Below are 24,058 nucleotides of genomic sequence, written 5' to 3'. Positions count from 1 at the left end.
TCCTGGGGAGGAACTGTGGACGTCGACGAGATCCTGACCGGCCTGTACAGCGAGCAGGGGCGGCAGGACCCGTACCCGTGGTACGCGGCCCTGCACGAGCACGGGCCGGTCAACGCGGTCCCGAAGCGGGCCGAGCACAGCACCATCACCGCCGTGGCCGGCGGCTACGACCTGGTCGACCAGGTGCTGCGGGACCCGGGCTGGTACAAGGGCGCCCCGCCCGGCTGGCAGGACCAGGAGATCCTCCGTACCTTCCTCACCTCGATGATGTTCATCAACCCGCCGGACCACACCCGGATGCGCGCGGTCTTCGCCAAGACGTTCACCCCGCGCCGGCTGGGCGCGCTGGAACCGGTGATCGTGCGGATCGTCGAGGAGCGCCTGGACCGGATGGCCGAGGCCGGCGCGGACGGCGCCGAGGTGGACTTCGTGGCCGACTTCGCGTACCCGGTCCCGGCGCTGGTGATGGCCGAGTTCATCGGCCTGCCCGAGGCGGACCTGGCCTGGTACCGGCAGCGGGTCGACTGGATCGACGAGTACATGGACGTGGCCGGTAAGACGCCGGAGCGGCTGGCCCGGGCCAACCAGGCCGCCGACGAGCTGCGCGGTTACTACCGCGAGCTGCTGGCCCACCGGCGGAAGCAGCCGGGTGCGGACTTGATCAGCGGGCTGGTCGAGGTGCTGGACGCGGGCGGCGTCGACCTCACCGAGGAGGAGTTGATCAGCAACCTCATCGTGCTGTTCAACGCCAGCTTCGTCACGACCGTCTACATGTTCAGCAACGGCCTGCCGCTGCTGCTGGCCCACCCCGACGTGGTGGCCGCGTTGCCCGGCGACGATGCGCTGGCCCACGGCTGCGTGGACGAGGTCCTGCGGATGGAGAGCCCCGTGCACTTCCTGGCCCGCGCCGCGCCGCACGACGCCGAGGTGGGTGGCGTGCCGGTCGCGCGGGACGAGAACGTGCTGCTGCTGATCGCCGCGGCCAACCGCGACCCGGCCCGCTTCCCCGACCCGGACCGCTTCGACCCGCACCGCGCGGGCCCGCCGTCGCTCGCCTTCGGGGTCGGGCTGCACTTCTGCCTCGGCTCGGCCGTGTCCAGGCTGGAGGGCCGGCTCGCCCTGCCCCGGCTCTTCGCCCGCTTCCCCGAGCTGAGCGTCACGCAGCCGTACTCCTACAGCGGCAGCCTCTTCCTGCGCGGCATCGACAAGCTCTTCGTCACGACGGGGGAGGCCCGATGACGCTCGACCCGCAGGTGGTCGCGTGGCGGGCCGCGCGGGCGGCCGCCGGCACCACGCCCCTCTACACGCAGACCCTGGCGCAGGCCCGCGCCGCCGACCTCGCCGCGATCCGCGCCGGCGCCGGCGCGGTCGAGCCCGTGCACGAGGTACGCGACACGCAGCTGCCCGGCCCGGGCGGGCCGCTGCCGGTGCGGATCCACCGGCCGGCCGGCGACGGCCCGCTGCCCACGCTCGTCTACTTCTTCGGCGGAGGCTGGACGCTGGGCAGCGTGGACACGGCCGACGGCATCTGCCGCCGGCTGGTCAACCTCGCCGGCTGCCAGACGATCACGGTCGGCTACCGGCTGGCCCCCGAGCACCGCTTCCCGGCCGCCGTGGACGACTGCTACGCGGCGGTGCGCCGGCTGGCCGGGCACGCCGGGGAGTTCCGCGTCGACCCCGACCGGCTGGCGGTGGGCGGGGACAGCGCGGGCGGCAACCTGACGGCCGCGGTCACCCTGCTGGCCCGCGCCGACGGCGGCCCCCGGCTCGCCGCCCAGGTGCTGGTCTACCCGAACACCGACCAGCGGCCCCGTCGCGTGCCGGCCGGCGAGGAGGACCCGCTGCTGTTCAACCGGCACTCGGTCGAGTGGTACCGGCGGCACTACCTGGCCGACCCCGGCGACGCGGCCCACCCGCTCGCCTCGCCGCTGCTCGCCGAGGACCTCGCGGGCCTGCCCCCGGCGCTGGTCATCACGGCCGAGCACGACCCGCTGCGCGACGAGGGCGAGCGGTACGCCGAGCGGCTGGCCGAGGCCGGCGTGCCCACCGAGGCGACCCGGTACGACGGCATGGTCCACGGCTTCTTCGCCATGCCCGGCGTGTTCGACGCCGGCCGGCGCGCGCAGGAGCAGGTGGCCGCCTTCCTGCGGGCCCGGTTCGGCCTTACCCCGGCCGGCGCGAGCACCGGCACGGCGGCGGTCGGACCGGACCATGGCTGACCTCAGGACGACCAACCCGGATCCGGCGAGCCCTTACCCGCTGGACCCGGCGGATGTCACGCCGGCCGGCCCTCCACGGGCCGGGGCCGGGGTGGGGCTGGCGGTGCCGGGGCGGGCAACCGGCGAGCGCGGGTTCGTGCCGCCGGCCAGCCTGGCCGACTTCGCCGGGCTGGCGCGGGCCGCGCTCCCCGCCGAGGTGTGGGACTTCGTCGCGGGCGGCAGCGGCACCGAGACCACCCTCGCCGCGAACCGGGCGGCCCTGGACCGGGTGGCGGTGCTGCCCCGGATGCTGGCCGGGGTGGACACCCCGTCCACCGAGGCGGCCCTGCCCGGCGGCCGGTTCGCCCTGCCGGTGGCGGTCGCGCCCATGGCGTACCAGAAACTGCTGCACCCCGACGGCGAGGTGGGGCTCGCGGCGGCGGCCCGCGCGGCCGGCGTGCCCTACGTCGCCAGCACCCTGGCCAGCACGCCCGTCGAGGACATCGCCGCGGTCGGTGGCACGGTCTGGTTCCAGCTCTACTGGCTGCGCGACCGCGGCATGGTGGCCGACCTGGTGGGCCGGGCCCTGGCGGCCGGCTGCGCCGGGCTCATGGTGACCGTCGACGTGCCCGTGCTCGGCCGGCGGCTGCGCGACGTGCGCAACGGCTTCGCGCTGCCGCCGCACGTCGCCGCCGCGAACCTGCCCGGCGGCCGGGACGACCTGGCCCACCAGGGCACCCCCGGGGTGTCGGCGGTGGCCGTGCACACCGGCGCGGTCTTCGCCCCGGCGCTGAGCTGGGCCGACCTCGCCTGGCTGCGGGAGCGTACCCCGGTGCCGCTGCTCGTGAAGGGCATCCTGGACCCGCGCGACGCAGTCCGCGCGGCGGAGCTCGGCGTGGACGCCGTGGTGGTCTCCAACCACGGCGGCCGGCAGCTCGACGGCGCGCCGGGCAGCGCCGCCGTGCTGCCCGAGGTGGTCGCCGCGGTGGGGGAGCGCTGCGCGGTGCTGCTGGACAGCGGCGTGCGTGGCGGCACGGACGTGCTGCGTGCCCTCGCCCTCGGCGCGGCCGGCGTGCTGGTCGGCCGGCCGCTGCTCTGGGCCCTGGCGGCCGGCGGGCGGGCCGGCGCGGAAGCGGCCCTGGCGCTGCTCGCCGCCGAGCTGCGCGACGCGTTGATCCTCAGCGGCTGCGCCGACCCGGCCGCCGCCCGCGAGCTGCGCACCCTGATCGGAGGCTGACGTGGAGCCGGTGGACCTGGCCGTCGCGGCCCTGCACCCGAGCGTGGACGACCCCGCGTTGAACTCGATGAACTTCCTCAACGAGGTGGCGCAGCACTACCCGGACGCGGTGTCGCTGGCCGCCGGCCGGCCGTACGAGGAGTTCTTCGACTCGGCCGTGCTGCACCGGCACCTGGACACCTTCCGCCGGCACCTCGCCGAGGATCTGGGCCTGAGCCGCGAGCAGGTCGACCGGACGCTGCTGCAGTACGGCCGGACCAAGGGCATCGTGCACCACCTGATCGCGCGTCACCTCGCCGCCGACGAGCGGCTCACCGTCGACCAGGAGGCGATCGTGGTGACCGTCGGCTGCCAGGAGGCCATGTTCCTGGTGCTGCGGGCGCTGCGGGCCGGGCCGCACGACGTGCTGCTCGCGGTCGCGCCCACGTACGTGGGGCTGACCGGCGCGGCCCGCCTCGTGGACCTGCCGGTGCGCCCGGTCACCGGCGGCCCGGAGGGCGTCGACCTGGCCGACCTGCGCGCCCAGGTGCGGCGCGCCCGGGCCGAGGGGCTGCGCCCGCGCGCCTGCTACGTGATGCCCGACTTCGCCAACCCGTCCGGCGTCAGCATGGACCTGGCGCAGCGGCGGCGGCTGCTCGACCTGGCCGCCGAGGAGGACCTGCTGCTCGTCGAGGACAACCCGTACGGGCTCTTCCCGGCCGCCGGTGTCGAGCGGCTGCCCACCCTCAAGGCGCTGGACACCCGCCGCCGGGTGGTCTACCTGGGCTCGTTCGCCAAGACCGTGCTGCCCGGCGCCCGGGTCGGCTACGTGGTCGCCGACCAGCGGGTGGCCGGCTCCGACGGCACGGTCGGCCCGCTCGCCGACCAGCTCGCCAAGATCAAGAGCATGGTCACCGTGAACACCTCGCCCATCAGCCAGGCGGTGATCGGCGGCGCGCTGCTGGCCCACGACTGCTCGCTGGTGGCGGCCAACGCCCGGGAGCGGGCCGCGTACGCCCGCAACCAGCGGCACCTGGCCGACGGGCTGGCCCGGCGGTTCCCGGCCGGCGGGCCGGTGCGCTGGAACGTCCCGGCCGGCGGCTTCTTCGTGGTGGTCACCGTGCCGTTCGGCGTGGACGACGCGCTGCTGCACCGCTCCGCCCGGGAGTACGGGGTGCTCTGGACCCCGATGGCGCACTTCTACGACGCCGGCACCCCGGTCAACGCGCTGCGGCTGTCGGTGAGCGCGGTCACCCCGGAGCAGATCGACCTGGGCCTGGACCGGCTCGCCGCCCTGATCACCGACGAACTCGCCGCGGTGGGCGCCCCGGCCTGACACCGCACTGTCGTCGTTCCGCCACCACCCGTGTTCCCGTGCGGAACGGCCACCGTTGATAATGGACGGATGGTTGCCTGGGAATACGCGTTGCTGGTCCGCCGCTATCAGGGGCAGGGCCGCAATTTCCACGTCACGTTCGTCTGGTACGGCCCGGACGGGTCCCGCAACGACGTGACCGCCTACGGCGACACCGCGATCGCGCACCTCAACCGCGTCGGCCGGGAGGGCTGGGAGCTGGTCTCCGCCGCCGAGGACGTCAACAACGTGCAGGGCAGCACCGAGGTGCACCGCTACCACCTCAAGCGCCCGCTGCGCTGACCGGTTAGCGTGATCCTCCCAGTTCAGGGGGAGGAGCAGCGGGTGGGCCGGTACGTCGTCGGGGTGGACTTCGGCACGCTCTCCGGCCGCGCCGTGGTGGTCGACGTGGCCGACGGCGCCGAGCGGGGCAGCGCCGTGCACGCGTACCGGCACGGCGTGATCACCGAGCGGTTGCCCGGCGGGCCGGCGCTGCCGCCCGGCTGGGCGCTCCAGGACCCGGCCGACCACGTCGAGGTGCTGCGCTCCGCCGTGCCCGCCGCCGTCCGCGCCGCCGGGATCGACCCGGCCCGGGTGGTCGGCATCGGGCTCGACGCCACCTCCTGCACGGTGCTGCCCACCCGCGCCGACGGCACCCCGCTCGCCGAGCTGCCGGAGTTCCGGGCCCGGCCGCACGCCTGGCCGAAGCTCTGGAAGCACCACTCGGCGCAGCGGCAGGCCGAGCGGATCAACAGCCTCGCCGCCGCCCGCGGCGAGCCCTGGCTGGCCCGCTACGGCGGCCGGGTCTCGGCCGAGTGGCAGCTCGCCAAGGCCCTGGAGGTGCTGGAGGAGGACCCGGAGGTCTTCCGCCACGCCGAGCGCTGGGTCGAGACCGCCGACTGGCTGGTCCGGCGGCTCTGCGGGCGGGAGACACGCAACGCCTCGGCCGCCGGCTTCAAGGGGCTGCGCCAGGACGGGCGCTCACCGGCGCCCGGCTTCCTCGCCGCGCTGCACCCCGAACTGCCCGACCTGCTGCCCAAGGTGGACGGCCCGCTGCTGCCCCCGGCGGCCCGGGCCGGCGCGCTGAACGCCGAGGCGGCCGGCTGGACGGGCCTGCCCGCCGGCATCGCGGTGGCCGCCGGGGCGATCGACGCCCACGTCACCGCGGCAGCGGCCCGCTCGGTCACGCCCGGTCGGATGCTCGCCGTCCTCGGCACCTCCACCTGCCTGATCATGAACGCGGACACCTGCCACGAGGTGCCGGGCGTCTGCGGCGTCGTCGAGGGCGGCGTCACCGCCGGCCGGTGGGGCTACGAGGCCGGCCAGAGCGGGGTCGGTGACATCTTCGCCTGGTACGTCGACCGCGCCCTGCCCGCCTCGTACACCGAGAAGGCCGCCCGGCGCGGGATGTCCGTGCACGAGCTGCTGGACTCGCTCGCCGCCGACCAGCCCGTCGGCGGCCACGGGCTGCTCGCGCTCGACTGGCACAGCGGCAACCGGTCGGTGCTCATGGACCACGAGCTGAGCGGCGTGCTCGTCGGTCTCACCCTGGCCACCCGGCCCGAGGAGATCTGGCGGGCCCTGCTGGAGGCGACCGCGTTCGGCGCCCGGACCGTGGTCGAGGCGTTCGAGGCCGCCGGCGTACCCGTCGACGAGCTCACCGCCGCCGGCGGGCTCACCGCCAACCGGCTGCTGCTGCGCATCTACGCCGACGTGCTGCGCCGCCCGCTGCACGTGGTGGACGCCGCGCACCCGGCGGCGCTGGGCGCGGCGATCCACGCGGCGGTGGCCGCCGGGGCGTACCCGGACGTGGAGAGCGCCTCGGCGGCGATGGGCGCGGCGCGCCGCGAGACCTGGCACCCGGACCCGGCCCGCGCCGACGCCTACGACGAGCTGTACGCCGAATACCGCGCCCTGCACGACCACTTCGGCCGCGGCGGCACCGACGTCCTCCACCGCCTGAACGCCCTCCGCCACCGCACCCGTCCGACCCCCTGACCCGGCGCCGCCGGCCGCGCCCGCCCCGCGTCGCCCGCCCCCGCGGCGTTGATCAAGAGCTTTGCGTCAGGGAACGCGCTTGCCCCAGACGCAAACTTCTTGATCAACCCGGGGGAGGGGCGCTGCCGGCTGTCGGGCAGGTTGATTCACCCCAGCTCGGCGAGGTGGCGGCTACGTGGGCCCATTGGCGGGTTGATCATGAGGTTAGCGGCAGTGGAAAGCGCGTTCCAAGGCGCTAACTTCATGATCACCGGGGCGGGGCGGGGCGGGGCGGGGCGGGGCGGGGCGAGGGGAGGCGGGGCAGGGTGGGGCGGGGCAGGGTGGGGACGGGGACGCCCCGCTCGGCTCGGCCGGGCGGGGCGTCGGGGCGAGCGGGCGGGCCGTCAGCCCAGGTCCACCGCCGGGTAGAGCGGGAAGCCGGTCAGCAGGTCGCTGGCCTGCTTGCTGATCGTTTCGGCCAGGGCCGGGTCGAGCACGTACTTGGCCTTGGACGGGGTGCCGTCCGCGTTCGCGCCCGGGGTGGTCTGGCTGAGCACGGTGTGGATCAGCTCGGCCGTGGTGTCCATCTCGGTGCCGCGGAGGCCGCGGGTGGTCAGCGCCGGGGTGCCGATCCGGATGCCGGAGGTGTACCAGGCGCCGTTCGGGTCCTGCGGGACGGCGTTGCGGTTGGTCACGATGCCGGAGTCGAGCAGCGCCTGCTCGGCCTGCCGGCCGGTGAGGCCGTAGCCCGAGACGTCGATGAGCACCAGGTGGTTGTCGGTGCCGCCGGTGACCAGCTTCGCGCCCCGGCGCAGCAGCCCCTCGGCGAGCGCCTGGGCGTTGTCGACGATGCGCTGGGCGTAGTCGGCGAAGTCGGGGCGGCGGGCCTCGGCGAGGGCGACGGCCTTGGCGGCCATCACGTGCGGCAGCGGGCCGCCGAGCACCATGGGGCAGCCCCGGTCGACCTGGTCGGCCAGCTCCGGACCGCAGAGCACCATGCCGCCGCGCGGCCCGCGCAGCGACTTGTGGGTGGTGGTGGTGACGATGTGCGCGTGCGGCACCGGGTCGAAGTCGCCGGTGAAGACCTTGCCGGCGACGAGGCCCGCGAAGTGCGCCATGTCGACCATGAAGGTCGCGCCGACGGAGTCGGCGATCTCCCGCATGATCCGGAAGTTGACCTTCCGGGGGTACGCCGAGTAGCCGGCGACCAGGATCAGCGGCTTGAACTCGCGGGCCGCCTCGGCGACCTTGTCGTAGTCGATCAGGCCGGTGGCCGGGTCGGTGCCGTAGCTGCGCTGGTCGAACATCTTGCCGGAGATGTTCGGCCGGAAGCCGTGCGTGAGGTGGCCGCCGGCGTCCAGCGACATGCCGAGCATCCGCTGGTTGCCCAGCTCGCGGCGCAGCGCGAACCAGTCCGCCTCGGTGAGTTCGTTGACCTGGCGCACCTGGGCCTTCTTGAGCGCCGGGGACTCGACCCGGTCGGCCAGGATCGCCCAGAAGGCGACCAGGTTGGCGTCGATGCCGGAGTGCGGCTGCACGTAGGCGTGTGCGGCGCCGAACAGCTCCTTGGCGTGCTCGGCGGCGAGCGCCTCGACGGTGTCGACGTTCTGGCAGCCGGCGTAGAAGCGGCGGCCGATGGTGCCTTCCGCGTACTTGTCGCTGAACCAGTTGCCCATGGCCAGCAGGGTGGCCGGGGAGGCGTAGTTCTCGCTGGCGATGAGCTTGAGCGACTCGCGCTGGTCGGCGAGTTCGGCGCCGATGGCGTCCGCCACCCGCGGCTCGACGGCGCGGATCACCTCCAGCGCGCTGCGGAAGGCGGTGGATTCGGCGTTCAGCGACATGCGACCTCCTGGTGACGTGCGGAAGGCCCAGGCGCTCGGCGTGCGTCCTCATGACGGGACCGCTTCCCGATGGTTCTCCATCCCCACGCGCCAGTCACGGCCCGCGCCGATCCTACCGGGTGGCCCCGGGGCGGGGCGGGTGCACCTCCGGCGCGGTTGGGCGGCCCGGGGCTGGGCAAACCCTGGGGGAGGGGCCGGGCCGCGCGGTCCGCGTCCGGGAGAGGAGACACGAGGATGAGCACACCGACCACCGACCGTCCGCTCGCCGTGGTGACCGGCGCGTCCAGCGGCATCGGGTACGAGTTGGCCGCGCAGTTCACCGAGCACGGGTACGACGTGGTGGTGGCCGCCGAGGATCCGGAAATCGCGACGGCGGCGCGGAACCTGCGGCGCGACAGCGGCCCGGAGGCGTACCCCGTGCGGGTGGACCTGGCCACGCCCGACGGGGTGGAGCAGCTGGCGCGGGCCGTGACGGAGCTGGGCCGCCCGGTCGAGGCCCTGGCGCTGAACGCCGGGCGGGGCGCGGGTGGGGACTTCGTGGGCGGGACCGACCTGGACGACGAGCTGAACATCGTCGACCTGAACGTGCGCTCGACGGTGCACCTGGCCAAGCGGCTGCTGCCGGGCATGGTCGAGCGGGGCCGGGGGCGGGTGCTGCTCACCTCGTCGATCGCCGCGACCATGCCGGGGCCGTTCCAGGCGGTCTACAACGCCTCGAAGTCGTTCGTGCAGTCGTTCGCCGAGGGGCTGCGCAACGAGCTGAAGGACAGCGGGGTCACGGTCACCTCGCTGATGCCCGGACCGACCGACACCGAGTTCTTCGAGCGGGCCCACATGGAGGACACCCGGGTGGGCCAGGGGAAGAAGGACGATCCGCGCGCGGTGGCCGAGGACGCCTTCGAGGCCCTCATGAACGGGGAGCACAAGGTGTCGGCCGGCTCGTTCGTGAACAAGCTCCAGACCACGGCCGGCAAGATCGTCCCGGACCGGCTCAAGGCGGAGCAGCACCGGAAGATGGCCGAGCCCGGCTCGGGCAGCTGAGCGGGCGGGAACGGCGGCGGGACCCGGCCCCGGCCGGGTCCCGCCGCCACGTGGTGCCGGGTCAGGCGACGACGGCGTCCAGCGACTTCTTCAGCGCCTTCGGTGCGGTCGGGGTCTTCGGCGCCTTCGGGCGCAGGTCGATCATCCGCTGGCCGATCTCCTGGAGCTGGTTACGGCCGAGGGCCTCGCGGACCTTGGGGAACCACTCCTGCTCCTCCTCCTCGACGTGGTGCAGCACGTTCTCGATCAGCACCGTCGTCTTGGCGTTGTAGCGCTCGTCGTCGGCGTCCATGGTGAACAGCTCGAAGCAGAGCACGTCGGCGACGTGGTGCTCCTCGTACGACTCCAGGATGTCGTCCTCGACGTCCGGCACGAGCTTGCGGACCTCGGGGTACATCACCTCGTTCTCGAGGTAGGTGTGCACCGTGAGCGCCTCGAGGATCTGCGTCACGAGCTTCCGCCGCTCGCTCGCCGGGCCCTCCTCGGCGTCCTGGAAGGCCTTGAACAGGCGGCGCATCTCCTTGTGGTCCTCCTTGAGCAGGACGATCGCGTCGGTGGACACCGGTTACCTCCTAGGGTCGGCTGATGGCGGACCCCCTACCCGGCTCCCGACCAGCACAAACAAGTGGGGCCCGGCGACAATGTCGCCGGGCCCCGCGTGCTGGTGCCGTCCTTACTTCACCACGTTGTACGCGTCGACCATGCCGGCGCCGTAGAACCCGTTGCGGGCCCCGCCGGAGCAGGTGGCGTCGTACAGGTGCGGGTCGGTCGCCGAGATCAGCGGCACCGGGTTGTAGACGCCCGCCGGGCAGGCCTGGGCCACCGACGTGCGCTCCAGGAACGACGCCAGCTGGCCCGGGGTCATCCCCGGGTGCGCCGACAGCGCCAGGGCCGCGACGCCGGTGGCGTGCGGGCCGGACATCGAGGTGCCCTGCTTGTATCCCCACCCGTTGGTGCGGGTGGCGGTGTTGAAGGTGGTCGACAGGATGGCGTCGGTGGTGGTCGAGCGCGCACCCTGGGTCCGGTACCGGGTGTCGCCACCCGGCGCCGTCACGTCGATGACACCCTGGCCGTAGGACGAGTAGTAGCTCTTCGCCCCGGTCGGGCCCACCGCAGCGACGGTCACCACGCCCGGCGCCTCGGCCGGCAGGTCGAGGCAGGCGTTGGTGAGGTTCTCACGGTTCTCCGGCGTCCCGTTGTTCGGGCTGCCGGTGTCGGTGATCTTGTGGGCCAGGTCGTAGTTGGAGTTGCCCGCGGACGCCACGTTGAGCACGCCCTTGGACTGCGAGTAGCGGATCGCCCGCTGCACGGCCTGCCACACCGGACGCTGGCGCGGGTCGTTCTTGCAGTTCAGCTCCCACGGGTCGATGTAGTAGCTGTTGTTGGTCAGCTGCATCCCGTGGTCGGCGGCCCAGATGAACCCGCAGACCGCAGCCTCCGGGAAGATGTAGCCGGCGTCGTTGACCACCTTGACGGCGGCGACCTTGGCGCCCGGCGCGATGCCGGTCACCCCGACGCCGTTGACGGCGGCGGCGATGGTACCGGCCACGTGGGTGCCGTGGTCGCTGGTGGTCGGGTTCCACGCCGCCTCGGTGGTGTCGGTGACACCGCCGATGCAGGACGTGCTCTTGTCCTTGGCGATCTGGGTCGCCAGGTCCGGGTGGCTGCTGGAGATGCCGCTGTCCAGCACGCCGACGACGACGTTCGCGCTGCCGTTGTTCACCGCGTGGGCCTGCGGCACGTGGATCATGTTCATGTCCCACTGCTGGCCGTAGAGCGGTTCCTTGGTCGGGTCGCCGGTGGCGGCGGCGACGTCGGCCGCGGAGACCTCCACGGTCTCGCCCTCGTCGAGGGCGGTGCCCAGGCCGGCGGTGGACGCGACCGACTCGACGCCCGCCCCCGCCACCTGGGTGGCGAAGTCCGGGTTGGTCGAGCGGACGACGAGCACGCCGATCTGGTCGTAGGAGGCCACGACGGTGCCCTTGGCGGCCGCCACGCGGGCGGCGGCCTTGCTGGTGTTGGCGCCCTGCGGGGCGAGGACCAGGTACGAGGTGTCCGGTCCGGCGGCCGCCGCCGGTGCCAGCCCGCCGGTGAGGGCGAGGCCGACGCCGAGCGTCGCGGCGGACGCGGCGGCCAGTGTCTTGCGACGGAGGTTCTTCACACAGACTCCCAGGGGGCCGATCTAATCGGACCCGCTCCCTGGCGGGAAGCGGGCCGGCGGAAGACGAGCAGGTTGCTTGCCTTCGGTCAACCAGCGTAGGAGTGGGGTGTGGTGTTACACACACCCGAACGGATGAACAACGACCGTCAGACGGTGGCCACCGTGTAGGGAATCTCGTCGAGCAGCTCACGGGCCAGGAAGCCGATCCGGCCGTAGCGGGGGACCAGGCGTTGCCCGCTCACCGCGTGGGCGAACGCGGCCCAGCAGGCGGCCTGCGCCGGCTCGGCGCCCCGGGAGAGCAGCCCCGCGAGCAGGCCGGCCCGGACGTCGCCACTGCCCGAGGTGCCCAGGCCGGCGTCGCCGCTCTCCTCGCGCCAGGCCCGCCCGTCCGGGGTGGCGATGTGGCCGTAGAGGGACACCACCGCGTCGTACCGGCGGGCCAGGTGGATCGCCTCGGCGTCCAGGTCGTCGCCGGGTTCCCGGCCGAGCAGGTGCCGCGCCTCGGTGAGGTTCGGCGTGAGCACCACCTTGCGGCCCGAGCCGACCAGCAGGTCCGGCTCGTGGCTGAGCGCGCCGAGGGCGTACGCGTCGAGCACCAGCGCGGTCTCCGGGCCGGCCGCGTCGAGCACGGCGTGCAGCAGCGCCCGGGTGCTGTCGATGTCCTTGAGGCCGGGGCCGACCGCCACCACGTCCGCCTCGCCGACCAGGCCGCCGAGCAGGTCGCCCGGGTCGCCCCGGACCGCGCCGTCGGCGGTCTCGGGCAGGCCGACCACCAGCGCCTCGGGCACCTGGATGCTCAGCGCGGCGGCGGTGGACTCGGCGGCGGCCAGTTGGAGCACGCCGGCGCCGGCCCGCAGCGCGGCCACCCCGGCGAGCAGCACCGCGCCGGGGGTGAACCGGGAGCCGCCGACCACCAGCACGGTGCCGCGGGCCTCCTTGCCGCCGGTCGGCACCGGCAGCGCCCAGTCCCGCAGCAGCGCGGGGGTGATGACGTCAGACCGGCTCGGCATGGACCTCGTCCTCCCTGGTGGGTCGCGCTCCCTGCCGGTGCAGGTGGGCGACGTCGTTGAACACCTCCGGGATCAGCCGGCCGGTGGCGTCGGCCGACCAGCCGGTGACCGAGCAGTTGGCGATGACGTGCTCCCGGGTCAGCGCCATGAGCTCGGCCTCGGTGAGCCCCTCCACGAGGTAGCGCAGCAGGAACACGAGCGCGTCGTGGCCGAACAGCAGCACCCGGCCGCCGGCGTGGTCCCGGCGCAGGTCACCGAGGAGGGCGCGCAGCCGCAGCGCCACGTCGGTCCAGGACTCACCGCCGGGCGGGCGGTAGTAGAACTTGCCGAGCCGGGCCCGGCGCGCCGCCTCGCCGGGGTACCGCCGCGCGACGCCGTGACCGGTCAACCCGTCGAGGATGCCCAGCTCGCGGTCGCGCAGCCGTTCGTCCCGGCTGGCCGGCACCCCGGTGTCCGCCAGGGCCAGCTCGGCCGTGCGCACCGCCCGCAGGTACGGCGACACCACCGCCACGTCCGGCCGCCGCGCCTCGGGCAGCCCGGCCAGCCAGCGGCCGGTCGCCCGGGCCTGCTCCTCGCCGGTGGGCGACAGCGGCACGTCCGCGTCCCGGTGGGTCAGCTCGATCAGCTCGGCGCCGGACGTCTCGGCCGCCGTGGCCGCGACGTTCGCCGTGCTCTCGCCGTGCCGGACGATCCAGAGGGCTGCCAGTTCCGCCATGCGGCCTCCGGTACCCGGGCGGTCCGGTGGGTAACCGTGCCGGCCGGCGCACCCGCGGGGCGTGAACGACGGCCGGGTGGGTAAGCGCGGTCGGCTAGGGAGGGCGACGAGGCCGACCCAGGGGAGGTGTGCCGTGGCGACGATGGTCAAGGAGCCGATGAGCCCGGTCAAGGACAAGAATTACGACCTGATCCACGCCGTGCAGATGTCACTCCAGCACGTCTGGCAGATGGAGACGTACATCGCCGACGCCGAGGACCGGGGCGACACCGAGCTCGCCACCTGGTTCCGCAAGATCCAGGAGAACAACCGCAAGGCCGGCGATCAGGGCAAGAAGATGCTCGCCGACCGGCTCCAGAAGGAAAACGGCTGACCGCACGCGCCGGTGGCCGGGTGGGTGCGCCCGCCCGGCCACGAGCCTGTCCGGAGTCCGACACGTGCCCCGGCGGGGCGGCGCGGGTGGTATCGACCGGGCACAATGTCCGGCGTACCGGGACGGGCCCGGTCCCGGGGAGGCGACGCATGGCGACGGTCATCAGGGGTCTGCGAGAAGCCCTGGTGCTCTTCCTGATCGCGGTGGTGACGATCGGGATCGCGGTGGGCATCTGGGTGGGGGTCAGCGGCGGCGACTTCGTCCACCGCCTGGGCGTGGCGTTCATGCTGGTCGGCGCGGTGATCGGGATGACCGGTGACCTCACGCTGAGCCGCATCGGCATGCTGCCGGCCCGGTCCGCCTTCGGCCTGGCTCCGGAGCGGGAGGACGGCGGCGGGGGCCGGGTGCTCACCGGCGTGGGCATCTTCCTGTTCGTCTCGGTGCCGCTGATCATCGTCGGGGTCCTGCTGATCACGTGACGAGATCCCCGCGCCGGGACCGTCCGCGTCGTACGGTGTGAGGCGTGGCGACCACGGCGGCCGAGGAGATCCGGGTGGGAGAGCGGGTCGTCCGCGTCTCCAGCCCGGACAAGCCCTACTTTCCGGAACGCGGGCTGACCAAGCTGGACGTGGTCCACTACTTCCTGGCCGTCGGCGACGGCATCCTGCGCGCGCTGCGCGACCGACCGACCATGCTGGAGCGCTGGCCGCGCGGCGTGTTCGAGGGTGCCACGATCGCCACCCGGCAGACCAACAAGGGCGACGCGTTCTACCAGAAGCGGTTGCCGGCGGGCGCGCCCGACTGGGTGCGCACCGCGCACATCACGTTCCCCAGCGGCCGCACCGCCGACGAGGTGGCCCCGAGCGAGCTGGCCGTGGTGATCTGGGCGGCCAACCTGGGCACGCTGCGGTTCCACCCCTGGCCGGTGTCGGCGGCTGACGTGGAGCGCCCCGACCAGCTCCGCATCGACCTCGACCCGATGCCCGGGGTGGACTTCGCGCAGGTGGTGCCGGTCGCCCACGAGGTGCGCGCGTTCCTCGACGAGCTGGGCCTGGTCGGCTACCCGAAGACCACCGGCGGCCGGGGCATCCACGTCTACCTGTCGATCGAGCCGCGGTGGAGCTTCGGCGAGTGCCGGCGTGCGGTGCTGGCGCTGGGCAAGGAGATGGAGCGCCGGCTGCCCGACCTGGTCACCACCACCTGGTGGCGGGAGCAGCGGGACCGGCCGGTCTTCGTCGACTACAACCAGATGGCCCGCGACCACACGGTAACCTCGGCGTACTCGATCCGGCCCACCCCGCGGGCGCTGGTCTCCGCGCCGCTGTCCTGGGCGGAGCTGGACGACGCGCGACCGGAGGACTTCGACGTGGTGAGCATGCCGGCCCGGTTCGCCGAGCGGGGCGACCCGCACGCCGGCCTGGACGAGCGCCGGTTCTCCCTGGAGCCGCTGCTGGAGCTGGCCGACCGGGAGGGCCTGGAGGCCCCGCCGGAGCGGTAGGGCCGTCACTGCCAGGGGCTCAGCGTCCCGTCGAACTCCTCGAAGACCAGCCAGGTCCGGGTCGACAGCACGCCGGCGATGCTCTGCACCCGGTCCAGCACCACGTCCCGCAGGGTGGCGTTGTCCGGCGCCCGCACCAGGGCCAGCACGTCGTGCTCGCCGCTGAGCAGCGCCGCGTGCTCGATGTAGCGCACCGTGGCCAGCTCGGCGGAGACCTCGCGCCAGGTGTTCTGCTCGATGGTGAGCGCGATGTACGCCGACGTGCCCAGCCCGGCCGGCTCCGGCGCCACCTGGGCCCGGAACCCGGTGATCACCCCGTCGCGCAGCAGCCGCTCCACCCGCGCGTACGCGTTGGTGCGCGAGACGTGCACCCGTTCGGCCAGCGTACGGATGGAGAGCCGGGCGTCCCCGGTCAGTTCGCGCAGGATCCGCCGGTCCACCTCGTCGAGCGGCCCGGCCGAACGTCCCGTTCCGCCCGCCGTGCCCGGTGCGGTTCCGGTCTCCTGGCTCATGAAGCCCGCCCTCTCGTGCCATTCGTCCCGCGTTCATCCCGGATGTTGAGTCAATCATCCGACAGCGGAAGCATAGGGCCACCACACGTCCAGGAGGTCCCCGCCGTGACGACCACACCCCAGGCGGTCCGCAGGGCATCCCCGCGCACCCGCCGGCCGGCCACCCCGGCCGCCCCCGACCCGTCGGCCGGCCTGCTGCCCGAGCGTGAGCCGGTCCGACTGCTGAACCCGGACGGCACCCCGCTGCCGGCCCGGGACGACTACCCGGAGCCGCCGGTCGAGGCGCTGCGCGAGATGTACCGCCGGATGGTCGTCGGCCGCCGCTTCGACGTGCAGGCCACCGCGCTGACCAAGCAGGGCCGGCTCGCCGTCTACCCGTCCTCGCGGGGCCAGGAGGCCTGCCAGGTCGGCGGGGTGCTGGCGCTGCGCGACACCGACTGGGTCTTCCCCACCTACCGGGAGTCGATGGCCCTGACCGCCCGCGGCATCGACCCGGTCGAGGTGCTCACCCTGCTCCGCGGCGACTGGCACTGCGGCTACGACCCGGCCGCCGTGCACACCGCGCCGCAGTGCACCCCGCTCGCCACCCAGTGCGTGCACGCCGCCGGGCTCGCCTACGGCGAGTCCTACCAGGGGCGGGACACCGTGGCGCTGGCCTTCATCGGCGACGGCGCCACCAGCGAGGGTGACTTCCACGAGGGCGTCAACTTCGCCGCCGTGTTCAAGGCCCCGGTCGTCTACTTCGTGCAGAACAACAAGTACGCGATCAGCGTGCCGCTGTCCCGGCAGACCGCCGCGCCGAGCCTGGCCTACAAGGGCGTCGGCTACGGCGTGCCCAGCGAGCAGGTCGACGGCAACGACCCGGTGGCCGTGCTCGCGGTGCTCCAGCGCGCGGTCGCGCACGCCCGCGCCGGCAAGGGGCCGTACCTCGTCGAGGCGCACACCTACCGGATGGAGCCGCACACCAACGCCGACGACCAGACCCGCTACCGGGACGCCGAGGAGGTCGAGGCGTGGCGGGACCGCGACCCGATCGCCCGGCTGGAGGCGTACCTGCGCGATCGGGGCGAACTGGACGACGCCGCCGTTGCCGCGATCGCCGAGGAGGCCGAGGCGTACGCCGCCGCGCTGCGCGACCGGATGAACGCCCAGCCCGAGGTGGACCCCCTCAGCCTCTTCGACCACGTCTACGCCCAGCCGACCCCGCAACTGGTCGAGCAGCGCGAGCAGGTCCGGGCCGAGCTGGCTGCCGCCCGCGACGAGGAAGGGGACGCCTGATGGCCACCATGACCATGGCGAAGGCGCTCAACGCCGCGCTCGCCGACGCGATGCTCGACGACGAGCGGGTGGTCGTCTTCGGTGAGGACGTCGGGCAGCTCGGCGGCGTCTTCCGGATCACCGACGGGCTCCAGGCCCGGTTCGGCGACAAGCGCTGCTTCGACACCCCGCTCGCCGAGGCCGGCATCGTCGGCTTCGCCGTCGGCCTGGCCATGTCCGGGCTGCGCCCGGTGGTCGAGATGCAGTTCGACGCGTTCGCGTACCCGGCGTTCGAGCAGATCGCCTCGCACGTGGCGAAGCTGCGCAACCGCACCCGGGGCGCGCTCAGCGTGCCGATCGTCATCCGCGTGCCGTACGCGGGCGGCATCGGCGGCGTGGAGCACCACTGCGACTCGTCCGAGGCGTACTACGCGCACACCCCGGGCCTGAAGGTGGTCACGCCGGCCACCGTCGAGGACGCGTACTCGCTGTTGCGTGAGGCCATCGACGACCCGGACCCGGTCGTGTTCATGGAGCCGAAGAAGCTCTACTTCGGAAGTGGCGAGGCGGAGCTGCCCGCCCGGACCGCGCCGTTCGGCAAGGCCGTGGTGCGCCGCGCCGGCACCGACGCCACCCTTGTCGCGTACGGCCCGGCGGTGCCGGTCGCGCTGGAGGCCGCCGAGGCCGCCCGCGAGGAGGGCTGGGACCTGGAGGTGGTCGACGTGCGCACCATCGTGCCGTTCGACGACGCCACCGTCACCGCCTCGGTGCGGAAGACCGGCCGCTGCGTGGTGATCCAGGAGGCGCAGGGCTTCGCCGGCGTCGGCGCGGAGATCGCCGCCCGCGTGCAGGAGCGCTGCTTCCACGCCCTGCACGCCCCGGTGCTGCGGGTGTCCGGGCTGGACATCCCCTACCCGGCGCCCATGCTGGAGCACACCCACCTGCCCTCGGTCGACCGGGTGCTGGACGCCGTGGCCCGGCTCCAGTGGGACGACCAGCCCGACGAGCGGTGGGTGGCGGCATGAGCGAACGCACCGCGACCGGGACCCGCGACTTCCTCCTGCCCGACCTGGGCGAGGGGCTCAGCGAGGCGGAGATCGTCGAGTGGCGGGTCGCCGTCGGCGACGTGGTCACCGTGGACCAGACCGTCGTCGAGGTGGAGACCGCCAAGGCCGTGGTCGACGTCCCCTGCCCGTACGCCGGCCGGGTCGTGGCCCTGCACGGCGCGGCGGGTGAGGTCCGCCCGGTGGGCCAGCCGCTCATCACGATCGCCCCGCTCGACGGCGACGGCGGCGACGACCCGCACGCCACCTACCGCGAGGAGGAGCGGGCCGGCTCGGGCAACGTCCTGATCGGCTACGGCACGGGCCACGGCGGCTCCGGCCGCCGGCGCCGCCGCCCCCGGCTGGCCCTGGCCCCGGAGCCGGAGCCGACGGCCGTGTCGGCCGCCGCCGGAGCGGACCGCGCGCCGGCACGCCCCGGGGCGGCTCCGGCCGTGTCCGGCGCCACCGCCGGCGCGGCTCCGCTGGTCATCTCGCCGATCGTGCGCCGGCTGGCGAAGGAGAGCGGCGTCGAGTTGGCGACGCTGCGCGGCACCGGACCGGGCGGAGTCATCCGCCGGGCCGACGTGGAGGCCGCGCTGGCCGCCCGGCCCGTCGCGGTGCCGGACGCGCCGGCCGCGCACGTGGGGCTGGCCCCCGCCGCGGACGGCGACGTGGTCATCCCGCTGACCGGCATCCGCAAGGTCATCGCCGACAAGCTCTCCCGCAGCCGGCGGGAGATCCCCGAGGTGACCATCTGGGTGGACGTGGACGCCACCGGGCTGCTGGCGACCCGGGCCGCGATCAACGCCGCCACCCCGGAGGCGCCGGTCAGCATCCTGGCCCTGCTGGCCCGGATCTGCCTCAGCGGCCTGCGGCGATATCCGCAGCTCAACGCCCACGTCGACACCGAGGGGCAGCGGATCGTCCAGTCGGCCGGGGTGCACCTGGGCATCGCGGCGCAGACCGACCGGGGCCTGATGGTCCCGGTGCTGCGCGACGCCCAGCGGCTGACCACCCGCGAGCTGGCGGCCGCCCTGGCCGAGACCACGGCGGCCGCCCGGGCCGGCGCCCTGCCCCCGGCGCGACTGACCGGCGGCACCTTCACGCTGAACAACTACGGGGTGTTCGGGGTGGACGGGTCCACCCCGATCATCAACCACCCGGAGGCGGCCCTGCTCGGCGTCGGCCGGATCGTGGACAAGCCGTGGGTGGTCGACGGTCAGCTCGCCGTGCGCAAGGTGACCCAGCTCAGCCTCACGTTCGACCACCGGGTCTGTGACGGCGGGGTCGCCGGCGGCTTCCTGCGGCACGTGGCGGACTGCGTCGAGCAGCCCGCCCTGCTGGTGGCGAACGTCTGAGCCCCGGCCCCGGCCACCGTCGTGGCCGGGGCCGCGGTTTCTCCGCCGTCGGACCGGGAAGACCAGCCCGGTCGCCGACGGGGAGGCACGGATGACGGTCCCGCACATGCCCTCGGCCGGTGGGGTGCGCCCGCATCCGGTCGCCGGCGCGCCGCTGATGTGCGACGCCCGGGAGCACGGGCTGACCGGGGACGGGACGACCAACGACCAGCCCGCCCTCGCCGCGCTGGTGGACCGGCTGGGCGACGCGTACGCCGCCGACGGGCGGGCCCGGGTGATCTACTGCCCGCCCGGGGTGTACTCGATCCGGGACGCGGGCACCGTCTGGCGGACCGGCGTCTCGCTGGTCGGCGCGGGCCCCGGCGCCACGCGGTTCGTGCTCAGCAACCCGGGCAACCGGGCCGACCCCACCCCGCTGGCGTTCCACACCGCCGGGCTGCACGGCGCGAACCGGGAGCGGCACCTGGCGTACTGCACCTTCGCCGACTTCGAGATCGACGGGTCCGGGGTGGCGATGGCCGAGTACAACCCGCTCGCCAAGGGGCTCGGCCTCCAGTACGTGGTCCGGGGCATGTTCCGCAACCTCTACATCCACCACACGGCGGCGACCGGCCTGGGCTGCGACTTCCTCCAGGACTGCCTCATCGACGGGGTGCTGGTGGTGGGGTGCGGGCGGATGGACAACGGCACCGAGATGGGCGGCGCGGGGATCGGGATCGGGATCGGCGGCTGGGGCAGCGTCGAGCGGGTCAACGTGGTGAACTGCTCGGCGGTCGGCAACGCCACCAGCGGGATCTTCTTCGAGCTGCAGTTCGAGGGCGGGCTGCGCCCGCGCGGCATCCGGGTGGTCGGCTGCCACGCCGAGGGCAACCGCTTCGGCATCGCCGACTGGGGCGCCAACGGCCTCGTCGTGTCGGCGTGCACGCTGGTCGGCAACCTCGACGCGGGCTTCCAGGTGTCGGCCAAGGGCACCACCGGCACCGCGGGCCGGGGTGGCCTCCTCAGCGACTGCGTGATCGACGCCAACCTGCGCGACGGCATCAGCATCGGCAACACCCCGGGGCCGTACACGGTGCGGGGGAACCGGATCAGCGGCAACGGCCGGTACGGCTACCACCAGCGCAGCCTGGGCGACGCGGGGCAGGAGTGCGCCCGGGAGATCGTCATCGACAGCAACGACTTCTACGGCAACAGCCTGGACGCCATCCGCTTCGACCGGCCCGTCCGGGACGCGTTCGTCGTCGACAACCGGATCCGGGCGAACGGCCGCCAGTGCGGCCCCGGCGACCGGAGCGGCGGCGACACGGTCCGGTACAGCGAGCGGTCCGTGGTGGACCGCCGGGCGAGCTGGCCGGGCGACGCGCACCGGGGCAAGACCATCCGGGTGGGCGAGCGGGTCGCGGTGGTCGCCGCGAACGACGAGAACGAGCTGCACCTGGCCCCGGTCCGGCCGGGCGCCTTCACGGCCTGGAGCGGGAACACCCCGGATCCCGGCAGCCGCTACGAGATACCCGGGCCGCCGGCGACCCGGGCCGGCATCACCGTGAACGCGGCGCTCGACTCGGCCACCATCCGGGGCAACCGGGTCTGGGACAGCCACGAGCCGACCACCCAGACGCACGGGCTCTGGGTGACCGCGGCCGGCAGCTGCGTCGGCTGCCGGGTCGAGGACAACGACCTCGCCGGGAACGCCGAGGCACCCGTACGGCTGGAGACCCCGCCGGTCGGTGGTCGCTGGGAGCGCAATCACGGGGACGACGACTGGGGCTGAACCGGTCGTCCCGGCCCGCCGGGCGCAATCCGTCGCGGCCGTGACGGTCCCGCCCGTCGGCGTCGCCAATTCCCATTTCTGTACTCCCGGCCCGAAATCGAGGCGGGACCGGTAAAAGCAATTCCGCCGAATATGCCACGGCCTCCGGAGGGCCGTACAGAATGTGAGCCATGGGGGGAGTGGAAATGGGGTGCGGAATATGGACGTGAGGCGGCGAATGACGCTGCTGGCGGTGGCCGTCGCAGCCACACCGTTGGTGGTCGGCGGGTGCACCGCCGGCCAGCGGGAGGCCGTGAAGCCCGGCCACGGCAAGGCGGCCGCCGCGCCGACGGTGAACCTGACCCCGGCGGACCGGACGAAGAACGTGCCGGTCAGCGCCGAGGTGGGGACCACGGTCAGCGGCGGCAAGGTCACCGCGGTGAAGCTCACCGACGACAAGGGTCGACCGGTGCCGGCGCAGCCGCGCGAGGACGGGTCGGGCTGGGTGCCGGACCGGCCGTTGGAGAACTCGCGGACGTACACCGCCGAGGTGACCGCGACCGGCGATTCCGGTCGGACCACCACGCAGAAGACGACGTTCACCACGATGGCGAAATCCACCAAACCGACCGTCACGAGCGAACTGTATTTCACCAGTAATCAGACGTACGGGACGGCGATGCCGGTGGTGGTCGCATTTGATCCGCCCATTCCGAAAGAGGCCAGAGCGGACGTGCAGCGCCGGTTGTTCGTGAAGACCGACCCGCCGCAGCCCGGTACCTGGTCCTGGATGTCGGACGGCAAGCAGGTCGAATACCGGGCGCCCGACTTCTGGAAGCCCGGCACCAAGATCAGCGTGCGGAGCGCCCTGCAGGGGCTGCCGGTCGGCAAGGACGCCATCGGCGACGCCGACCACAGCGCGACCGCCAAGGTCGGCCGGCAGGTCTCGCTCGAGATCGACAACGCCACCAAGCAGATGTCCGTCTTCCGGGAGGGCAAGCTGCTCCGCAAGGTGCCGGTGAGCCTCGGCAAGTCGAGCACGCCCACCTCCAGCGGCAAGATGGTGATCATGGAGAAGTTCGACCACACCACCTTCGACACCCGGGGTTCGGCCGATCCGTACGTGGTCGACGTCGATGACGCCCAGCGGCTCACCTGGGGTGGCGAGTTCATCCACTCCGCCCCGTGGTCGGAGGGGGAGCAGGGCTTCACCAACACCTCACACGGCTGCACCAACGTCTCCGCCGCCGCCGCGGACTGGCTGATGGGCATCACCCAGGTCGGCGACCTGGTGACCGTCAAGGGCACCGAGGTCAAGCTCGATCAGGGCAACGGCTTCACGGCCTGGAACGTCGGCTGGGACGAGTTCGCCAAGGGCAGCGCGCTGCCCGTACCGGCGGGGCTGAAGCCCACGCACAGCGCCACGCCGCACCCGGGCGCGGTGGCCGGCGGATCGTCGCCCGCTCCCGCCCCGTCCAAGAGCAACAGCGGCGGCTGAACCACGGGGAGGAACGGCCGGGCCGGCTCGCAGACACCGCGGGCCGGCCCCGCGCCGTTCAGTCCAGGTCGACCCGGGCCACGCCCGTCGCGGTCAGGCTGCCGAGCCAGAGGCGCCGCCCGTGCTGCCGCACGCCGGTGACCATCGGGTACGCCCCGCTCGGGCCGTGCAGCGTGCGCAGCACCCGCCCGGCGCCGTCCACCAGCGCGACCAGCCCGTAGCGGCGTGGCTGCGGCTGCACGGCACCGGGCAGCAGGGCCACGAGCTGGCGCACGCGCGGATGCGGCAGCAGCCTCTCCATGATCGGCAGCCGGGGGCTGGGCAGGGCGATCCAGTAGGTCCCGTCGCCCACGGCCGAGACGTTGTCCGGGTAGGCGGGCAGGTCGGCCAGCACGGTGGCCCGGCCGTCGGGCAGATCCACCCGGAGCAGCCGGTGGGTGGCCGTCTCGACCAGCATGAGCGCGGACTCGTCCGGGGTGAGCGCCACCCCGTTGGGAAAGTAGAGGCCGCCCGCCACGACCTCGGTGCGCCCGGTCCGCCGGTCGTACGCCAGCACCCGCCCGTTGGGCCGGTGCTCCAGCAGGTCCCGCTTCCAGTGCGAGAGCGGGAACCGGTCCGACGAGTCGGTGAAGTAGATCGTGCCGTCCCGGGCCACCGCCGCGTTGTCGGCCAGGTGCACCGGCGGCCCCGTGCCGGTCAGCTCGTGCACCGCGCCGTCCGGGGTGACCCGCAGCAACCCCCGGTACGCGTCGCAGACCACCAGCCCCCCGTCGACCGGGTCCAGCTCGATGCCGAGCGGCCGGCCGCCGGTCTCGGCGAGCAGCGTGGGGCGGGTGCCGGCCGGGGCGTCCGCCGGCCACCACCAGAGCCGGCCGTCCTCGTCGCCGCTGACCACCCGGCCGTCCGGGTCGACGAGCACGTCCTCGGGGCCGTGCGCCCCGTCGGGCAGCGGCAGCAGGTCGGCCCGGTCGAGCCGGACGTCGGCGGGGGCCCACGGCCCGTCCAGCGGCGGGGGCACGGTGGCCGGCTCACGGACCGGCCGGATCAGCAGGGGCGCGCGCGGGCGGGGGACGGCCATCCGGCCATTCTTCCCCGCCGATGCCCCGGCCGGGAGCCCCCGGCGGCGTGTCCCGCCGCGGTTGCGGCCCCGGCATCTGCGGGATGACCCGGAGCCCGCTCAGGGTCCCACCCGGGACCTACCCGGAACCCCATCGTGGACGGCCGGAACTGTCGGTGGTGGGAGATAGGTTCGGTGC

Annotated in this window: 22 protein-coding genes and 1 riboswitch; of the genes, 15 read left to right on the top strand and 7 right to left on the bottom strand. The window is 74.0% G+C overall.

From position 1 onward, the window contains the following. Positions 1-15: 15 nt before the first annotated feature. From GA0070214_RS03175 to GA0070214_RS03150, 6 genes are all read left to right on the top strand, one after another. On the top strand, positions 16-1,239 hold the full coding sequence (locus GA0070214_RS03175) for a cytochrome P450 (RefSeq protein ID WP_091258772.1): 1,224 nt from the start codon (positions 16-18) through the stop codon (positions 1,237-1,239). Continuing rightward, a complete protein-coding gene (locus GA0070214_RS03170) occupies positions 1,236-2,219 on the top strand; it encodes an alpha/beta hydrolase (RefSeq protein WP_091258770.1) in 984 nt (327 codons plus the stop codon). Before GA0070214_RS03175 ends, GA0070214_RS03170 begins: the two co-directional genes overlap by 4 nt. Further along, a complete protein-coding gene (locus GA0070214_RS03165) occupies positions 2,212-3,435 on the top strand; it encodes an alpha-hydroxy acid oxidase (protein ID WP_091258768.1) in 1,224 nt (407 codons plus the stop codon). The genes GA0070214_RS03170 and GA0070214_RS03165 overlap by 8 nt, the downstream gene beginning before the upstream one ends. A 1-nt stretch (position 3,436) precedes the next feature. After that, positions 3,437-4,750 carry an aminotransferase-like domain-containing protein gene (locus tag GA0070214_RS03160; protein ID WP_091258766.1) on the top strand — a complete coding sequence of 438 codons (1,314 nt, stop codon included), beginning with the start codon at positions 3,437-3,439 and terminating at the stop codon, positions 4,748-4,750. Positions 4,751-4,819: 69 nt separating this feature from the next. Continuing rightward, positions 4,820-5,071 (top strand): hypothetical protein, encoded by a 252-nt coding sequence (locus GA0070214_RS03155; protein WP_091258764.1) that lies wholly within the window; start codon positions 4,820-4,822, stop codon positions 5,069-5,071. 42 nt (positions 5,072-5,113) lie between these two features. Beyond that, the gene (locus GA0070214_RS03150; RefSeq protein ID WP_091258762.1) at positions 5,114-6,766 is read left to right on the top strand and encodes a ribulokinase; all 1,653 of its coding nucleotides are present in this window, start codon (positions 5,114-5,116) and stop codon (positions 6,764-6,766) included. 383 nt (positions 6,767-7,149) lie between these two features. Here GA0070214_RS03150 and GA0070214_RS03145 read toward each other — a convergent pair whose 3' ends face one another. Further along, positions 7,150-8,586, bottom strand: coding sequence for a glycine hydroxymethyltransferase (locus GA0070214_RS03145; protein ID WP_091258760.1), 1,437 nt, complete (start codon positions 8,584-8,586; stop codon positions 7,150-7,152). 18 nt (positions 8,587-8,604) lie between these two features. Beyond that, positions 8,605-8,694: riboswitch (ZMP/ZTP riboswitch) on the bottom strand. Between the two features lie 126 nt (positions 8,695-8,820). On the opposite strand from GA0070214_RS03145, the gene GA0070214_RS03140 reads away from it, so the two are divergent. Next, positions 8,821-9,627, top strand: coding sequence for an SDR family NAD(P)-dependent oxidoreductase (locus GA0070214_RS03140; protein WP_091258758.1), 807 nt, complete (start codon positions 8,821-8,823; stop codon positions 9,625-9,627). Between the two features lie 61 nt (positions 9,628-9,688). Here GA0070214_RS03140 and GA0070214_RS03135 read toward each other — a convergent pair whose 3' ends face one another. The 4 genes from GA0070214_RS03135 to GA0070214_RS03120 form a co-directional block, all read right to left on the bottom strand. Beyond that, a complete protein-coding gene (locus tag GA0070214_RS03135) occupies positions 9,689-10,189 on the bottom strand; it encodes a hemerythrin domain-containing protein (protein WP_091258756.1) in 501 nt (166 codons plus the stop codon). A gap of 111 nt (positions 10,190-10,300) precedes the next feature. Further along, on the bottom strand, positions 10,301-11,788 hold the full coding sequence (locus tag GA0070214_RS03130; protein WP_091258754.1) for a S8 family peptidase: 1,488 nt from the start codon (positions 11,786-11,788) through the stop codon (positions 10,301-10,303). A gap of 146 nt (positions 11,789-11,934) precedes the next feature. Next, positions 11,935-12,798, bottom strand: coding sequence for an NAD(P)H-hydrate dehydratase (locus GA0070214_RS03125; protein ID WP_091258752.1), 864 nt, complete (start codon positions 12,796-12,798; stop codon positions 11,935-11,937). Continuing rightward, positions 12,782-13,513: a histidine phosphatase family protein gene (locus GA0070214_RS03120; RefSeq protein WP_091258750.1), complete on the bottom strand. Its 732-nt coding sequence runs from the start codon at positions 13,511-13,513 to the stop codon at positions 12,782-12,784. The genes GA0070214_RS03125 and GA0070214_RS03120 overlap by 17 nt, the downstream gene beginning before the upstream one ends. A gap of 142 nt (positions 13,514-13,655) precedes the next feature. Here GA0070214_RS03120 and GA0070214_RS03115 point away from each other — a divergent pair, with 142 nt between their 5' ends. From GA0070214_RS03115 to GA0070214_RS03105, 3 genes are all read left to right on the top strand, one after another. Next, positions 13,656-13,886 carry a hypothetical protein gene (locus tag GA0070214_RS03115; RefSeq protein ID WP_091258747.1) on the top strand — a complete coding sequence of 77 codons (231 nt, stop codon included), beginning with the start codon at positions 13,656-13,658 and terminating at the stop codon, positions 13,884-13,886. A gap of 149 nt (positions 13,887-14,035) precedes the next feature. Then, a complete protein-coding gene (locus GA0070214_RS03110; RefSeq protein ID WP_091258745.1) occupies positions 14,036-14,365 on the top strand; it encodes a hypothetical protein in 330 nt (109 codons plus the stop codon). A 44-nt stretch (positions 14,366-14,409) separates the two neighbouring features. Next, positions 14,410-15,384, top strand: coding sequence for a DNA polymerase domain-containing protein (locus GA0070214_RS03105; protein ID WP_091258743.1), 975 nt, complete (start codon positions 14,410-14,412; stop codon positions 15,382-15,384). Between the two features lie 5 nt (positions 15,385-15,389). On the opposite strand, the gene GA0070214_RS03100 is transcribed toward GA0070214_RS03105, so the two are convergent. Then, positions 15,390-15,896, bottom strand: coding sequence for an Lrp/AsnC family transcriptional regulator (locus GA0070214_RS03100; protein WP_091258741.1), 507 nt, complete (start codon positions 15,894-15,896; stop codon positions 15,390-15,392). Positions 15,897-15,968: 72 nt separating this feature from the next. Between GA0070214_RS03100 and pdhA the strand changes: the two genes are divergently transcribed. The 5 genes from pdhA (at position 15,969) to GA0070214_RS03075 (ending at position 22,802) form a co-directional block, all read left to right on the top strand. Next, entirely contained in the window at positions 15,969-17,174 is a 1,206-nt protein-coding gene (gene pdhA, locus GA0070214_RS03095) for a pyruvate dehydrogenase (acetyl-transferring) E1 component subunit alpha (protein WP_091259853.1), read from the top strand. Continuing rightward, positions 17,174-18,178, top strand: coding sequence for an alpha-ketoacid dehydrogenase subunit beta (locus GA0070214_RS03090; RefSeq protein WP_091258739.1), 1,005 nt, complete (start codon positions 17,174-17,176; stop codon positions 18,176-18,178). Before pdhA ends, GA0070214_RS03090 begins: the two co-directional genes overlap by 1 nt. Then, the gene (locus GA0070214_RS03085; RefSeq protein ID WP_091258737.1) at positions 18,163-19,554 is read left to right on the top strand and encodes a dihydrolipoamide acetyltransferase family protein; all 1,392 of its coding nucleotides are present in this window, start codon (positions 18,163-18,165) and stop codon (positions 19,552-19,554) included. The genes GA0070214_RS03090 and GA0070214_RS03085 overlap by 16 nt, the downstream gene beginning before the upstream one ends. Before the next feature lie 91 nt (positions 19,555-19,645). Next, a complete protein-coding gene (locus GA0070214_RS03080) occupies positions 19,646-21,325 on the top strand; it encodes a right-handed parallel beta-helix repeat-containing protein (protein ID WP_091258735.1) in 1,680 nt (559 codons plus the stop codon). A 199-nt stretch (positions 21,326-21,524) separates the two neighbouring features. Continuing rightward, entirely contained in the window at positions 21,525-22,802 is a 1,278-nt protein-coding gene (locus GA0070214_RS03075) for a L,D-transpeptidase (protein WP_091258733.1), read from the top strand. Between the two features lie 58 nt (positions 22,803-22,860). On the opposite strand, the gene GA0070214_RS03070 is transcribed toward GA0070214_RS03075, so the two are convergent. Beyond that, on the bottom strand, positions 22,861-23,880 hold the full coding sequence (locus GA0070214_RS03070; RefSeq protein ID WP_091258731.1) for an SMP-30/gluconolactonase/LRE family protein: 1,020 nt from the start codon (positions 23,878-23,880) through the stop codon (positions 22,861-22,863). Between the last annotated feature and the right edge of the window lie 178 nt (positions 23,881-24,058).

Source organism: Micromonospora chaiyaphumensis (assembly GCF_900091435.1).
Lineage (GTDB): Bacteria > Actinomycetota > Actinomycetes > Mycobacteriales > Micromonosporaceae > Micromonospora > Micromonospora chaiyaphumensis.
This window is presented reverse-complemented; position numbering and strand designations above follow the sequence as displayed.